Annotated in this window: 14 protein-coding genes; 6 read left to right on the top strand and 8 right to left on the bottom strand. The window is 56.4% G+C overall.

The window, feature by feature from the left end; all coding sequences use genetic code 11:
- Positions 1-1,284: a bifunctional L-myo-inositol-1-phosphate cytidylyltransferase/CDP-L-myo-inositol myo-inositolphosphotransferase gene (locus A3L10_RS06305; RefSeq protein WP_088866844.1), complete on the bottom strand. Its 1,284-nt coding sequence runs from the start codon at positions 1,282-1,284 to the stop codon at positions 1-3.
- 85 nt (positions 1,285-1,369) lie between these two features.
- Here A3L10_RS06305 and A3L10_RS06300 point away from each other — a divergent pair, with 85 nt between their 5' ends.
- Positions 1,370-2,047: a diphthine--ammonia ligase gene (locus A3L10_RS06300; RefSeq protein ID WP_088866843.1), complete on the top strand. Its 678-nt coding sequence runs from the start codon at positions 1,370-1,372 to the stop codon at positions 2,045-2,047.
- Positions 2,048-2,083: 36 nt separating this feature from the next.
- On the opposite strand, the gene A3L10_RS06295 is transcribed toward A3L10_RS06300, so the two are convergent.
- The 3 genes from A3L10_RS06295 to A3L10_RS06285 all read right to left on the bottom strand — a co-directional run bounded on the left by A3L10_RS06295 (position 2,084) and on the right by A3L10_RS06285 (position 7,179).
- Entirely contained in the window at positions 2,084-4,309 is a 2,226-nt protein-coding gene (locus A3L10_RS06295) for an amino acid permease (RefSeq protein ID WP_088866842.1), read from the bottom strand.
- Between the two features lies 1 nt (position 4,310).
- The gene (locus A3L10_RS06290; RefSeq protein WP_088866841.1) at positions 4,311-4,496 is read right to left on the bottom strand and encodes a hypothetical protein; all 186 of its coding nucleotides are present in this window, start codon (positions 4,494-4,496) and stop codon (positions 4,311-4,313) included.
- Between the two features lie 127 nt (positions 4,497-4,623).
- Positions 4,624-7,179, bottom strand: a complete 2,556-nt coding sequence (locus A3L10_RS06285) for a hypothetical protein (RefSeq protein ID WP_088866840.1) — start codon at positions 7,177-7,179, stop codon at positions 4,624-4,626.
- Between the two features lie 169 nt (positions 7,180-7,348).
- On the opposite strand from A3L10_RS06285, the gene A3L10_RS06280 reads away from it, so the two are divergent.
- Both A3L10_RS06280 and A3L10_RS06275 read left to right on the top strand, forming a co-directional pair.
- A complete protein-coding gene (locus A3L10_RS06280; protein ID WP_088866839.1) occupies positions 7,349-8,110 on the top strand; it encodes an ABC transporter ATP-binding protein in 762 nt (253 codons plus the stop codon).
- Positions 8,111-8,119: 9 nt separating this feature from the next.
- Complete coding sequence (locus tag A3L10_RS06275) at positions 8,120-9,583, top strand: hypothetical protein (protein WP_088866838.1); 1,464 nt, start codon at positions 8,120-8,122, stop codon at positions 9,581-9,583.
- Here A3L10_RS06275 and A3L10_RS06270 read toward each other — a convergent pair.
- From A3L10_RS06270 to A3L10_RS06260, 3 genes are all read right to left on the bottom strand, one after another.
- A complete protein-coding gene (locus tag A3L10_RS06270; protein WP_088866837.1) occupies positions 9,573-9,929 on the bottom strand; it encodes an Mth938-like domain-containing protein in 357 nt (118 codons plus the stop codon). The two genes, A3L10_RS06275 and A3L10_RS06270, sit on opposite strands and share 11 nt — an antisense overlap.
- 4 nt (positions 9,930-9,933) lie before the next feature.
- Positions 9,934-10,443, bottom strand: a complete 510-nt coding sequence (locus A3L10_RS06265; protein WP_088866836.1) for an NUDIX domain-containing protein — start codon at positions 10,441-10,443, stop codon at positions 9,934-9,936.
- Between the two features lie 75 nt (positions 10,444-10,518).
- Complete coding sequence (locus A3L10_RS06260) at positions 10,519-11,361, bottom strand: PfkB family carbohydrate kinase (RefSeq protein ID WP_088866835.1); 843 nt, start codon at positions 11,359-11,361, stop codon at positions 10,519-10,521.
- 123 nt (positions 11,362-11,484) lie between these two features.
- Here A3L10_RS06260 and A3L10_RS06255 point away from each other — a divergent pair, with 123 nt between their 5' ends.
- The 3 genes from A3L10_RS06255 to A3L10_RS06245 are packed head-to-tail and all read left to right on the top strand — an operon-like array spanning position 11,485 to position 13,218.
- Positions 11,485-11,796, top strand: coding sequence for a Gar1/Naf1 family protein (locus tag A3L10_RS06255; protein ID WP_088180892.1), 312 nt, complete (start codon positions 11,485-11,487; stop codon positions 11,794-11,796).
- 6 nt (positions 11,797-11,802) lie between these two features.
- On the top strand, positions 11,803-12,714 hold the full coding sequence (locus A3L10_RS06250; protein WP_088865095.1) for a transcription initiation factor IIB: 912 nt from the start codon (positions 11,803-11,805) through the stop codon (positions 12,712-12,714).
- A gap of 9 nt (positions 12,715-12,723) precedes the next feature.
- Positions 12,724-13,218, top strand: coding sequence for a YfcE family phosphodiesterase (locus A3L10_RS06245; protein ID WP_088866834.1), 495 nt, complete (start codon positions 12,724-12,726; stop codon positions 13,216-13,218).
- A gap of 48 nt (positions 13,219-13,266) precedes the next feature.
- Here A3L10_RS06245 and hpkB read toward each other — a convergent pair whose 3' ends face one another.
- Positions 13,267-13,470, bottom strand: a complete 204-nt coding sequence (gene hpkB, locus A3L10_RS06240; protein ID WP_088180889.1) for an archaeal histone HpkB — start codon at positions 13,468-13,470, stop codon at positions 13,267-13,269.
- Between the last annotated feature and the right edge of the window lie 237 nt (positions 13,471-13,707).

The following is a 13,707-nucleotide window of genomic DNA, read 5'->3' as shown; positions in this document are numbered from 1 at the left end:
TCAGCTTTTCTTTCTCCCTATCAGCCACGCCGTCATTACCACCCGCAGGTTCGTGATTATGGCGAGAAGGAGGAAGAGCGCTTTAACCGAAGTCTCGACCGGATACAGGAGGAAGAGCATCGTCAGGAAGATTCTCTCGTCCCTCTTGCCGGGGAGCTTTCTGAGAGCTGGAATCGAGCTGTATGCGTCCTTTCCATAAGCAGCCTTGAACCTCTCGGTCGAGTAGCTCACCATCACCGAGCCGAGGAGTGCAAGGAGTGCAATGAGGTACCAGAGGGGCTTGGTGAGAGTTGAGTAAGCAAGAAAGGCCAGAAATGCGCCGTCAACGTAGCGGTCGAGGAGGGAATCTATGTAGCCCCCAAACCTGCTCGTCATCATCTGGGCCCTTGCCAGTTCGCCGTCAACGCCGTCGAGGATTGAGCTAATCTGATACAGTATTCCGGCTAAGGGAAGACTGAGGAGCGTCAGAAAGGCAGAGATTATTCCGAGGGCAAATGTAACGACAGTCATTTGGTTCGGGGTGACCTTCTCGGCGAGGAGGTAGCTTATCTCGGTTGAAATCTTCCTGTTGAGATGCCTGCTGATGAACCCGTCGCCCGTTCCCTTCACCGCGGTCTTAACGAGCATCCTCCTGGCCCTTTTCAGGTCCTCGGGCGTGTCAACATCAATCCAAGGGAGACCGTCGAGGAAGGTAACCTCAAGCCTTGCCCTCTTCACAACATCACTCATGGAATAGTCCCCTTCTCTCTCCCTCTCCAGTGCCTCTGTTATCTCGAAGATTGTCCCATCGAGGACGAAGAAGCCCGTATCGACTGCGTCCCACTCGTTGAGGGATTTGCCCGTCTCCTCGACTCTGCCGTTTTTGACTCTTACCCTAGTCGCCTCGCCAACGTCCGTCCATCTTGGTTTCCTGTCCGCTATAAGGCCGCTCCCCATCAGGGCCTCCCGGATGAATTCCTCGCCGTAAACGTGGTCGCTCATCACCAGAACAAACCTTCCAGAGACATAATCCTTGGCGAGGTGGAGGGAGTGTCCGTTGCCCTTCTCAGGCTCTGGGTTGATCACCAGCTCGGCGTTGAGGCCGTGCTCCTCGATGAACTCACGGTAAAGTCCTGCATAGCGTTCGTTGGTGACGATTACGAACCTTTTGACGCCGTTCTTCTGAAGGAGATGCATCGTCCGATACAGAATCTCCCTTCCTGCTACCTTAACGAGCCCCTTGGGCCTCTCCCCCATCCTCGTTCCGAGGCCTGCCGCCAGAATCACCGCCGTTTTTGGCACCATTGCCATCACCTTTTTAAAGCCCCCGCCGAGCCACTCTCCAGTGAGGGTTATCTGACCAACGATTTGAAGCTTTCGGGTGAGAGAGATGCGAGTTGCCGTGCTGTATTCGGGCGGGAAGGACTCCAACTATGCCCTCTATTGGGCCTTGAAGCAGGAGTTTGAGGTCAAATACCTCGTCTCGATGGTGAGCGAGAGCGACGAGAGCTACATGTACCACGTGCCAAACATCCACCTCACCGAGCTCCAGGCGAAGGCTGTGGGGATTCCCCTTGTGAAGGGCTTCACGAGCGGCGAGAAGGAGAAAGAGGTAGAGGACATGAAGGCCGTCCTCGAGGGGCTGAGGATAGACGGTGTCGTTGCCGGCGCCTTGGCCAGCGAGTACCAGAAGAAGCGCGTTGACAGGGTGGCAAAAGAGCTCGGCATAGAGAGCTTTGCCCCTGCCTGGCACCGCGATCCGGTTGACTACATGCGCGAGATAATCGGCATCTTCGACGTGGTCATGGTCGGCACGGCCGCCTACGGCCTGGACGAGAGATGGCTCGGAAGGAGGATTGACGAGAAGGCCTTAGAGGAGCTGGTGAGGCTCCACGAGAAGTACAGAATCCACGTGGCCGGGGAAGGCGGTGAGTTCGAGACCTTCGTCAGGGATGCGCCCTTCTTCAAGGCGCGCATAGTTTTCGATGAAGTCGAAAAGAAGTGGAACGAGTGGGACTATTCCGGAGTGCTTGAGGTCAAGAGGGCTCACCTTGAGAAAAAAGAGTAAAAACAGAAATGACTCCATCGGCAGGCACGAACGCCATCATAAAAACCATCTCCTGAGCCAAGAGCGCCTTCCAAGGTCCTTTTTGACGAGGAATACGGTTTTTTCACATTCCTTCGCAACTTCGACGGGCAGTTCCCCGAAAAGTCGCCTGGCAAAAATGGAGCCCTCCGAGGCGCCCATTATAACGAGGTCGTGGTTGCGGCACTCGGAGAGTATTGCACCTTTGGGGTTGTTGGTGTGGACAATCTTTAGGGTGCCTCTCGCCCCGTTCAGGAGCCTCATAACCGGCTCAAGGCGGCGCTCTATCCTCCTCCTTTCCGTTCCCTCAGTGTCAACGTACAGCACGGTAACGCTTGCATCGTTTTCAAGGGCGAATATTCTCGCTATCTCCGCCGCGAGGAGGCTGTGGGGACCGCCTGCCGTTGGAAAGAGGATTTTTTTAACTTCTTCACCCTTTCCAGGCTTCACGAGGAGCACATCACACGGGGCTTCCACGAGCCTATCGAGGTTGCTGCCAAAGATGTATCCCAGCCTCGAACGCCCCCTCCAGCCAAGCACGAGGAGGTCTGCCTTCTTGATCTTTATGGCGCTCAGTATTCCCCTGTAAACGCTGTGGGCGTAGTAAACCACACCCCTCACGTTTACCTCCTCACTGAGCCCTTCTCTCACCTTCCTGAGCAGTTCCAAAGCGGGGCCCGCAAAGCGGTGCGCCTCCTGAAGTGGCGTCTGCTCTGGAACTGTCACGACACTTACGAGGGCCAGTTCACCCTTTCTGGCCCGGGCTATTGTCTCACCTATCCTGGCAAGGTAGGGGGCATTTCTCGGATTTGAGATGGCCACGAGAACCTTGTAGCCTTCGGGCAACCACTCTCCGAAAACAACTTCCCTCTCAGGTGCCTCCTTCACTTCCCTCGCCCCCTTGTAGCGGGAGCTCAGTGCCAGACCCAGGATTACCCACCCAAGCGTTACGAACCACGCCGTTGGGCTCACGTCGAATATCCATATGGAGAGAACCCCCTGCAGGGCTATGGCGATGATGGGTATGGCCGGGAAATAAGGCATCAGGAAGCCATAATCCAGCTCGTCCCCCCTCTCGCGCCTTATCTTTATCACGGCTGCGTTGACGAGCAGGAATATCAGCAGGAAGACTATGTCCGCGCTCGCTGCAACGTCCTCTATCGGCAGGGCCATGGCAACGGTTACTATGATGATGGAAGAGAGAGCAAGTGCTATGTGGGGAACCCTCCTCACCGGGTGAATCCTCGATATGAAGCGCGGGAGCTTCCCATCGCGGCTTATTGCAAAGAGAACCCTCGTTGATGAGTATATGGTGGCGTTGAGCGCTGAAGTCGAGGAAAAAATCGCCGCGAGCGTTATCAAGAGGCCCCCGTAGGGCATGAGGTCCTTTATCGCCTCGCCCATGCCAACGGCCCCGTGGGAGGCGAACCACGCCGTCAGGTTCTCGGGCGAAACGTCGGCCCCGACTATCGCCGCGAAGGCGAAGAGGAGGTAAGTTGTTGTTACGGCCACAACGGAGTAGAGGATTGCCTTGGGTATGCTCTCCTTCGGGTCAAAGGCCTCCTCGCCGGCGTGCGCTATGACCTCGTAGCCCTCAAAGCCAACGTATGTAAAGCCCATAGCTGCTAAAACCTTGCCCCAGCCGTTCGGGACGAAGTTGCTGAAGTGGGAGAGCCTCTCGGGATGGAGGATGGTGTAGAACACCGCAAAGGCACCGATGAAGAGCAGAGTTGACATCTGGCCGATGGTAATCAGGTTCTCGATGTTGCCCGTCTCTGAAACGCCGATGTAGTTGATGACCACGAAGACGGCTATTATCAGGAGCGCGAGGGCCTTTATCACGAGCTCGCTCTCAACACCGAGGGACGAGAACCACTTCGTCCCCTCAAGGAGAAAAACCGTGTAGGTCGCGAAGGTTATGGCGTAGAGGCTTCCCGCAACGGTGAGGGCGAACCAGTTGAGCCAGCCTGAGATGAAGCCGATTAAGCCCTTAAACGCCTCGTCTATGTAGGTGTAGGCTCCTCCAGCGGTGGGAAGCGCGGAAGCCAGCTCCGCAAAGGACATCGCCGAGAAGAGGGCCACGAGACCGTTGAGGGCAAAGGCCACGAGAACCCCGCCGGGACCGGCGAAGCCTATCGAGATTCCGGTGGCGACAAACACGCCCGCCCCAATCATCATGCCCATGCCCATCATCATGAGGTGCCACATCGATAATCCTCGCGAGAGCCCGATTTCCTCCTCCATGCTATCGCCTCCTCCTGATTACAACGTTTCTCACGGAGTTGACCTTCTGCTTTATCCTGCGCCTCATCTGGGCCTCTCTCATGGCCTTCAGTTCTTCGATTATCTTTTTCGACTTGTGCAGGAGAAAGAGCATAAGAGAGTAGGCACCTATTATTATCCCAACACCGATTATCTGGGAGCCGTTCAACTATCTCCCCCCATCTTCCTAATTTGATACTTGATGCTCATGAGTTGGGAGTGGAGGATTAAAAAAGTTGGCTCTCATCTGGGGCAGGGTTCCAGGTGAGATGAAGGTGGAAAAGGTAAAAGAGGAATTAGGGCTTCACCCTGACCCAGAACCACGCCTTCGAGCAGCCGCCTGAGACCCCGCAGCTCGGGAACTCGAGGCTCCACTCCTTCGTCGGAATCGCGGAGTTCGGCTCCCAGTCGAAGTAGTCGTCGTCGAGGAGGAGCGTTATCGCCACCTGCCCCATCGGGTCGTCGTCGTTGCCCCATTTTCCAGCGTCCTCTTCCCAGCCGTCGTATTCGAGGTAGAGGAACGGCACATCGGCCCTCGTGTGGCCTATGATTAGCATCTGGGGCCTTGTGGTGAACCTGTTCCCCGAAAGAACTCCCGCTTCGGGATAGCGGTTAACCGGCTGTACGGGAACCATCGCGGTGGTTTCCTCCCGCGTTATGTCGGGCACATCGGCTACCTCCTCTGGCTTGAAGGAAATGAATCCGCTCGCGTAGAGGTAGTACTCGTCGTCGCCGAACTCCGTGTCCTTCGTGAACTGGACGGTGTCAAGGTAAGCCTGGAGCGTGTTGTAGCGGAGCGTCCTCGGGACCTCAACTTCCTGAACGAGGTAGGTCACCCTCATGTTGCCGTCGGCGGACCATACCTCAACGAGAACACCGTCGCGGTAGTTGCCGTTCGTGTCTATCGCGTAGCCGTTGTAGCCGACCGGATCGGGGTCTCCGCCGAGGTCCCTGACTATCGTTGAGCCCCACCACTCGGCCGCACCCTGGCCGGTGACGAGCTGGTTGATGAACATGACGCCGTTGTAGCCGTACTTCATGGCCGTTCCTATTTCTCCGGTGGCGAGGCCCAGGGCGGCGTCAACCAGAAAACCGGCCCCGAGTGTGATGTATTCGCCGGGGTCGTCCAAGTCCCAGCCGGCCGTGTGGACGTAGATTTTCCTGTATTTTTTGACCTCCTCGAGGGGCATGGCAAATATCGGATAGCCGTTGATGAAGGGATAGCTCACGCTTATCGCCCTCTCGTCGTGGTATAAAAGCCGGCTGTGGTCGTTTGCCTCGACCCAGCGCTTTGCAGGGTAGCCAACGGCGTAAATCGGCCCATACTCCCAGTCGAGGTCGTTCTCGTGCTCCCAGTAAACAGGGAAGGCCCACGAGACGAGCTGAATCTCCCCCTCCGCGCTGTCCTTGTTGCCCTTTATGTAAACGTCCTCGACGACGATGACGAGGTAGCGGTCAACGTCTTTGTCCATGCTAAGCCCGTTGGTGGCGTTCACCCAGATGTTGCTGTGGGCAGGGAAGCGGGGCTTGAAGGTCGGGGATTGAACCTGGCCCGCGAACCAGAGGCGGAAGTAGCGCCAGGGGACGAGGGAGAAAAAGTTCTCGATGGTGAACTCGACGACGTGCCTGTCGTTTTCGATGTATGTACTCACCTTTCCCTCGCGGTAGACGCTCCCGTACGTGTCCCTAAGCTTGAAGGAGTCCTCGTCGAGGTAGGCCACCCAGTCGGCCTCGCCGTTGTCACTGCTGTCAAAAAAGACCTTCATCGGCATCATGTCGCGGTACTTGCGGTCGTCGAGGTACAGCTTAATCATCAGGTCGTAGCCCCTCGCCTCCATGTATAACTTGCCCTCCGGCGTGAAGAAGCTGGCCGGCGAGTAGTAGTCAATCCATCCCTTCCCGGCCTCGATTACGAAGCTACCGGTGTAGGGGTAGGTGAGGCTTGGACTTTTATCGGTCATCGTGCTCCCGTAGATTCTTAGGTACACCCTCTCCGGGAATATCTCCGAGAAGTTCTCGATGGTGAAGCTCACCCGCCTTCCGTCGAGCTGAACGCTTCCATTCTGAAGTTCAACGGGGCCGTTTCCAGTCAGCTCGTAGAGGGTGAAGCCCGTGGAGTAAAGGTGAAGCTCCCATATTCTCCCGAACTCCTCGCCCTCATCGAAGCGCAGAACCGTCGGCTCGTAGACGTACTTTTTGCCGCTAAACATGTCTATGAAGACGGGGATGTGGACATATGCCGCCGCAAGGCTCTCGTTCTCAAAGGTTATCGTGAACTTGACGTTCTTGCCCGGGTCCGTGGAGGATGTAATTATCGAAACCTTTTCTATCTTCTCCCCGTTGGGCTCGAAGGCGTCGCTTCCAATCGGTCCGGCGTAGGTGAAGTTCGCCGTGAGCTTGTAAATGGGTATTATGACGGGCTCAAGGGTGACGTTTATCAGGTTATCCGGCAGGGAGAAACCTGGCCCTGTTCCGTTGTCGTTGGTTTCCCCGGCTTCGCAGCCGAGATCCGGGTCGGCGTCGCCCTCACATACCACATTGCCGTCCTCATCGTACTGAATGCTCTCGTTCGGTGCGGGAGTCTCAGTGGGTGTTGAGGTCTCGGTCGATGTCTCAGTCTGGGTTTCGGTTTGCGTTGCGGTCTCAGTGGTTGTGTGGGTTCCGGTCTCACTTCCAGTTTCCGTTGGAGAACTCTCCGCCGTGGATGTCGTCTCGCCCGTGCCGCTTGTCGTTGGGTTCTCGCTGGTTGTTGGGCCAGTTCCGGTGGGTGAGGGGGTGGTGCCGATACACCCGCTGATGACAACTAACGCGCTTAGTAAAAGGAGAACCAAAATCCGAGAGGTTTTTCTCATACCTGCACCTCCAACCCAAACCTGGGGCAAGAAACGAAATTGAAGCCCATACAGGGGTTTGGATTTTACCCAATTTTGGGTTTTATTTTATTTAAGTGTTTCTTCGATGAAGAGTCATTCAAGGGATAAAATTTATTAAGCACAGATTATTATCACATCCGGTGGTAGAATGATCGAGGTCGAGAACCTCACCAAGAGCTTCGGCCCCACGAGGGCGGTCAATGGAATAACGTTCACTGTTGCTGATGGCGAGATATACGGCCTCCTCGGGCCGAACGGGAGCGGGAAGAGCACTACGATGAAGATTCTGGCGGGGATACTGAAACCCACCTCGGGGCGCGTTGTTGTTGGCGGCGTTGACGTCGCCGAGGATTCACTCGGAGTCAAGCGGATAGTCGGTTACGTGCCTGAAACGCCGGTTCTCTACGAGAGCCTAACCCCGGTTGAGTTCTTTAACTTCGTGGGGAGCGTGAGGGGGATTCCGAAGGAAGAGCTCCAGGAGAGGGTCGAGACCCTGGTCAGGGCGTTTGGGATAGGGGGCTACCTCGGCGAGATGATAGGTTCGCTCAGCTTCGGAACGAGGCAGAAGGTGTCGCTCATAGCGGCGATGCTCCACGACCCGAAGGTTCTCATACTGGACGAGGCGATGAACGGCCTCGACCCCAAGAGCGCCCGCATTCTCCGGGAACTCCTACTCCAGTTCAGGGAGGAGGGCAGGAGCATAGTCTTCTCCACCCACGTTCTGGCGCTGGCAGAGATGATATGCGACCGCGTTGGGGTTATCTACAACGGGGAGATAATCGCGGAGGGAACCGTGGAGCAGCTCAAGGAGTTCGCCCACGAGGAGAGCCTTGAGGACGTCTTCCTCAAGCTTACCGAGAGCCAGGACGAGGTGGCGAGCGTAGTCCGGGCTCTTAAAGATGCCCTCTAGGGTGGGAGCATGTTCGAGATAGTCAGAATCCTCTACAAGGAGCTTCACTACCGGCGTTTGAAGAGCAACCCTCAGATAGCCGCCGATCCGGAGAAGTTCAGGAAGCAGCTCAGGAACGCGGGCGACATAAAGAGGGGGATGGCCCTTCAGTCAGTTGCCTTCCTGTTCTTTGGCGTCATGATGGCGGGGGCGATTGCCGGGGCCGAGGATGAAACCCGGGCGGCGGTGATATTCGCCACCTACGCCCTGCTCCCCTTCATAATGGCGCTCTACACGACGACCGTCAATGCTTCCTACGCGACCTCCATGGGAATCTTCGAGCCGCTCAAGCCCCTACCCATAAGAACGGGCTCAAAGTACCTCAGCGTTCTCCTCGCGATAGACAACGTCCCAGCGGTCATCGCGCTCCTCCCAGCGGCCATCATGATGGTGGCGAAGTATGGAGCCTCCGGCCTGCTTGGCCTGCTCTGGATCCTCACCGGGGCCTTCCTCGGCCACGTCCTCGGACTGGTCGTCTTCACGTTCTTCGGCTCGGCGAGCGTTGGCGGCAGGTTCTCGAAGCTCAGGACGCTGGCGCGGACCCTGGGGGTTATCCTCTTCATCGGCATCTTCTACGCCCTCAACTACTTCCAGCAGTACGTCAACGAGCACTACGAGGACCTTCTGCCCTTTTTCTCGAAGTACTCCCTGGCTTATCCGTTCTCCGTCGCCTCGATAACGGATCCATCCCACTCCTCCCTCATCCTCCTCGGCTATCTCGTCATCCTCGTTCCTCTCTACCTGTTCATCCTCGGACGGCTCTGGGGCAGGCTCGAAGAGGGGGCGAAGGTTTCCCGCTCCAGAACAGTTCGCTTCAAGGCCGAAACCCACCATCCAATCGTGGCGATCGCCCTGAAGGACCTGAGGGTAGTCTTCAGAAAGAGCGCCCTCCTCGTTGGTCTCGTCTTTCCGCTCTTCATAATCCTGCCGAGTGCCGTCGGCATTCTCACGTCCGGAAAGGTTGAGGACTGGGCTCTCGCGTCGGTTCTCCTCATGATAGCCTGGATGAGCTCCGTTGGAATAGACACGGTTCTCAAAATAGACGGGAGGGAGTTCGAGTTCCTGAGGAGTCTGCCCATAACTGTCGGTCAGTTCGTTCGGGCGAAGCTTCTCGTCATGAACGCCGTTCCGGTCACCGCCGGCGTTGGCCTCGTTCTAGCGGTTTCGTACCTCAACATTAGAACCCTTGCCCTGCTTCCCGCCGCGGTTATCCTTCCGCTCCTGACGTCCTCAGTGGCGCTGGCCTTCTTCTACCACGGCGAAAGCGAGCTATCCGTGCCGGAGACGAACTTCGGTCACGTTCTGGTGCTCATGATAATCAACGGGGTTACCCTCGGAGCAATCGCCGGCCTCTGGTACTTCCTCGGCTATCCCTACGCGCTGGCTCTGGCGACCGTCGGCTTTGCGGCGGTTCAAGCTGTCATCAACAGGTGATGTGGAATATCGCGAGGACTTTCCTCTTTCCCCAGAGTCCGTTGAAGAGCTCCACAGCATCTCCTGTCGGCTTTTCGATGACCTCTTTGTTCGCCACCAGCTCCCTGCTTTCCGGCAGGAGGGAGAGCCTTCCCCAGGCGCCGGTGCCGACTAGCAGAACGTCGAAGTCCTCCGTTAGGTACTCTCTCAGCTCATCCGGGTCGAGCTTGTGGCTCGTGCCGTGCTTGTTCTTGCTGAGCCATTTCTTGCGCTCCTCGATCTTTCCGCTCGGATAGATCACGATATCGTGGTCGTAAATCTTGCCGTCCACGACTATCCTCCCGAACTCAGGGAACTCGACCCTCATGACATCACCTCAGGCTCAGGGCGTCCCTCAGAATCTTCGCGTGGTCGAACGCCAGTGGCAGCTTCAGCGCTTCATCGACGGGTATAACGTGCACCTCCTTAGCGTCGTCTCCGGCCTTCAGTTTTCCGGTTCCGATGGCCAGAAATGCCGTCGTCACGGTGTGCCCCCTCGGGTCGCGGTTCGGGTCGGAGTAAACTCCAACGAGCTTGATGAGTCTAACGTCGAGACCGGTTTCTTCCTTTGCCTCGCGCAGGGCCGCCTCCTCGACGGTTTCGCCGTACTCGACGAATCCCCCGGGCAGGGCGTAGTGGTCTTTGAACGGTTCATGCTTCCTTTTTATGAGTACGACGCCGTCCCCGTACAGTATGACTATGTCGGCGGTTAGGCCTATGCATCTGTGCGCCTCGACCTTGAGCTCCGGATGGATTTTGGAGAGAAACTCTCTGAGCTCCTCCCGTACGGGGGTTATATCGTAGCCCCTCGGGGCCTTAACGAGCAGAACGTATCGGTCCATACCATCACCTCAGGGAAGTCTCTCCTCATCATCTTCAGCATGCTGACGTTTCATCATCGGCGGGCATAATTATTCCTATGGATTTATATCGTTAAGCCTCTCGACCGCGACCCTCATAGCTAGCTCGTTGACTTCTTCCATCGAGAAGGAAAAGTCCCTGTGCTTTAGAAAAAGAGCGGTGAACGCGTTCGCTCTCTTCAGCGCCTGGATGAACGGGCATTGGGAGTAGAAATGGGCAAAGCTCGCGAGGAACACGTCTCCCGCGCCGGTTGATTCTTCGATCTCCATCTCCACAGGCCGGTAGGTGCATCCCTTCCCCCTGAGGTATGCAAAACCCGGCCGCGCTCCGTTGGTGACCAGGAGAACCTCGACATCGCTGGGGTTGAAGTTTTTCAGATAGCGCGTTTCCGTGAGGTCGGCGTGGAGGATCCTCATTCCCCTGAGGAAGGACGCATCAATCTCCCGAAGCCTTACCGGGCCAACTTCTGGTGTCCTTATGAACCCCTGAACATCGGCAACAAGAAAGTTCGATAGCTTCTTGAACTTGGTGGCACTTTCGGGGGGAATCTCCCCGGCAACCGGGTTCAGCATCACCATGTCGTAATCCCCGTCCGGCACGTCCGTTATTGGGGCAGCCCTTGAGAGGAGCCGGAGCTTTCTTCTGTTGGCGTCCAGGTAACGGAGTTCGTAGGAGGTGCTCTTCTCGGCCGGTATTATTCTGAGCCTTATCCCTCGGTCGGTTAGTTCATCGAGCCACTCGTCCGGAAAATCCTCCCCAACGCTGGTTAGAACCTCAACGTCGCAGAAATTTGCGAGGGTTATCGCGGAGTAGTAGGCCCCTCCGCCGATCCTCCTTTCGAATCTCGAACCCCTTATTATTCTGTCGATGACCAGGTGTCCGGCGAGGAGGCATTTCATTTTAACCTACCTAATCTTCTGTTTTAGAGGGCACTTAAATAAAAACCTTTTGGAAATTCGGCGAAAAGTTTATAAAGGCAAAAGCGAAAAGCTTAAAAGGATATGTCCTTTTGGGGTGGGGCTATGAGACGCCTGGGCAAAGTTTCTCACTACGCGAAGCAGGGGTTCCTTATTCTGCGTACGGACTGGGTTCCTTCGCTCAACGACCCGGTGGTTGACAAAAAGCTCACCGTGGTCGGGGTAGTGAAGGATGTGTTCGGACCAGTTAACAGACCGTACGTGGCCGTGAAGCCACGCATCAAGAATCCCGAGAATTACGTCGGGACTCTGCTCTACGTTGATACCAAGCGCAAGAAGTCGAGGCCGGGAAAGACCGGCAAGAGGCGCACGAAGGGCGGAAAGGCAAGACGCCCTGCCCCCAGAAAGAGGGGGTGAGAGCTTTTGGCTGATAAGAATGTTTGTCCGGTTTGTGGCTCCGATAAGTTGTTTTATGACCCGCGGAGGGGCGAAATTGTCTGTTCTGTCTGCGGTTACGTCGTTCAGCAGAACGTCATTGATGAGGGTCCCGAGTGGCGTGCCTTCGATCCGGATCAGAGGGCAAAGCGCGCCAGAACCGGTGCGCCCATGACTTTGATGATCCACGATAAGGGCCTCTCCACAGACATAGACTGGCGCGATAGGGATATACACGGCAACCAGATAACCGGGATGTACCGTACGAAGATGAGAAGGCTCAGAATGTGGCAGCGCAGAATGAGAATAAACGACGCCGCCGAGAGAAACCTCGCCTTCGCCCTCAGCGAGCTGGACAGGATGGCGGCCCAGATGATGCTGCCGAGGCGCGTTAAGGAAGTTGCTGCATCGCTCTACCGCAAGGCCGTCATGAAGAAGCTCATCAGGGGTAGGTCCATAGAGGGCATGGTTTCCGCCGCTCTGTACGCCGCCTGCAGGATGGAGAGCATCCCGAGGACTCTCGACGAGATTGCCGCGGTTTCGAAGGTCACGAAGAAGGAGATAGGGAGGAGCTACCGCTTCCTTGCCAGGGGCCTCGGTCTGAACCTCAGGCCGACCAGCCCGATAGAGTACGTTGACAGGTTTGGTGATGCCCTCGGCGTCAGCCAGCGGACGAAGAAGCGCGCCAAGGAGATACTCCAGGAGGCCATCAAGAGGGGGATAACCAGCGGTAAGGGTCCGACCGGATTGGCGGCCGCTGCGCTTTACGTCGCGTCCCTGCTCGAGGGTGAGAAGAAGACCCAGCGCGAGGTGGCCGAGGTAGCGCACGTAACCGAGGTTACCGTGAGGAACAGGTATAAGGAACTCGTCGAGAAGCTCAACATAAACGTCCCGATATGAGGGATGGGCTTGCTGATAGCGGTAACGGGCGACACGCATCACGGCGATAAGACAAAGAACCTTCCTTCCCTTCTTTTCCAACATCTTGAAGAGAAAAAGCCCGATTTGATACTCCACACGGGGGACGTTACGTCCCATGAACTTCTAGAGAGGCTTGAGGATTTCGCGCCGGTCGTAGCCGTGAGGGGAAACGCGGACCACCTCAACCTGCCCGAGGAGAGACTCATCGATGTCGAGGACGTGAGTATCGGTCTCCTCCACGGTCATCAGTTCTTTTCGCTCAATGCACAGTTCTTGACGCTCAAGGCCCTCGACATGGGGGCGGACGTTCTGATATTCGGCCACACGCACCGCTTCTACCACGATATCTACTCGGTCCATGGAGAGCGGGTGGTTCTCCTCAACCCCGGCTCCCCAACGTTTCCGAGGATGGATGCCGCAGGTTTTGCATTTTTGAGGGTCAGCGGCGAAAGCGTTAGAGTCGAAAGGATACGCTTCTGGTGAGGATTCAAAACTTTCAGAAAAGCGGAAAAGGGTGGAAAAGAAAGGCCATCAGCTCTTGATAGCGAGCTTGATGTCCTCGGCCTTGACGGTCTTCCTGCCGGCGTGGTGGGCGAGGTCGACCGCCTTGCTGGCGATCTCCATGGCCTTCTCCTCAAGGTGCTCGGCCAGGAGCTTGGCGGCGTCCTCGCTGACGCGGGCGGCGCCGGCCTTTCTTATCAACCTGTCAACTGGGGCAATCGGCAACTCAGCCATTTTCCCAACCTCCTAAACGTTGTTTTGCAGGTATCTGCGTTCTATTCTAAGAACAAAGGTCTATATAAACCTTTCGGAAACCGGGCGCTCTGGGGCCAATAATCGGCCATTTTTGGGTGAGATGTTGAGAAATCTGGTATCCTTAGCCTACCGACTTATGAACGGGCAAATACTAACTTGAGGGCAAAGTTTCAAAAACGGCAAATCGGGCGTTAAATCGTATTTAGGGGTCCTTTA

This window comes from Thermococcus radiotolerans (assembly GCF_002214565.1).
Classification (GTDB): Archaea; Methanobacteriota_B; Thermococci; order Thermococcales; family Thermococcaceae; genus Thermococcus; species Thermococcus radiotolerans.
This window is presented reverse-complemented; position numbering and strand designations above follow the sequence as displayed.

Bases quoted from the DNA above. Each gene is read 5' to 3' on its own strand.
- A3L10_RS06265 (WP_088866836.1), bottom strand. From the start codon at position 10,443: ATGGACCGATACGTTCTGCTCGTTAAGGCCCCGAGGGGCTACGATATA.
- A3L10_RS06295 (WP_088866842.1), bottom strand. From the start codon at position 4,309: ATGGAGGAGGAAATCGGGCTCTCGCGAGGATTATCGATGTGGCACCTC.
- A3L10_RS06305 (WP_088866844.1), bottom strand. From the start codon at position 1,284: ATGGTGCCAAAAACGGCGGTGATTCTGGCGGCAGGCCTCGGAACGAGG.
- A3L10_RS06270 (WP_088866837.1), bottom strand. From the start codon at position 9,929: ATGAGGGTCGAGTTCCCTGAGTTCGGGAGGATAGTCGTGGACGGCAAG.
- A3L10_RS06260 (WP_088866835.1), bottom strand. From the start codon at position 11,361: ATGAAATGCCTCCTCGCCGGACACCTGGTCATCGACAGAATAATAAGG.
- hpkB (WP_088180889.1), bottom strand. From the start codon at position 13,470: ATGGCTGAGTTGCCGATTGCCCCAGTTGACAGGTTGATAAGAAAGGCC.
- A3L10_RS06300 (WP_088866843.1), top strand. From the start codon at position 1,370: ATGCGAGTTGCCGTGCTGTATTCGGGCGGGAAGGACTCCAACTATGCC.
- A3L10_RS06275 (WP_088866838.1), top strand. From the start codon at position 8,120: ATGTTCGAGATAGTCAGAATCCTCTACAAGGAGCTTCACTACCGGCGT.
- A3L10_RS06285 (WP_088866840.1), bottom strand. From the start codon at position 7,179: ATGAGAAAAACCTCTCGGATTTTGGTTCTCCTTTTACTAAGCGCGTTA.
- A3L10_RS06280 (WP_088866839.1), top strand. From the start codon at position 7,349: ATGATCGAGGTCGAGAACCTCACCAAGAGCTTCGGCCCCACGAGGGCG.
- A3L10_RS06255 (WP_088180892.1), top strand. From the start codon at position 11,485: ATGAGACGCCTGGGCAAAGTTTCTCACTACGCGAAGCAGGGGTTCCTT.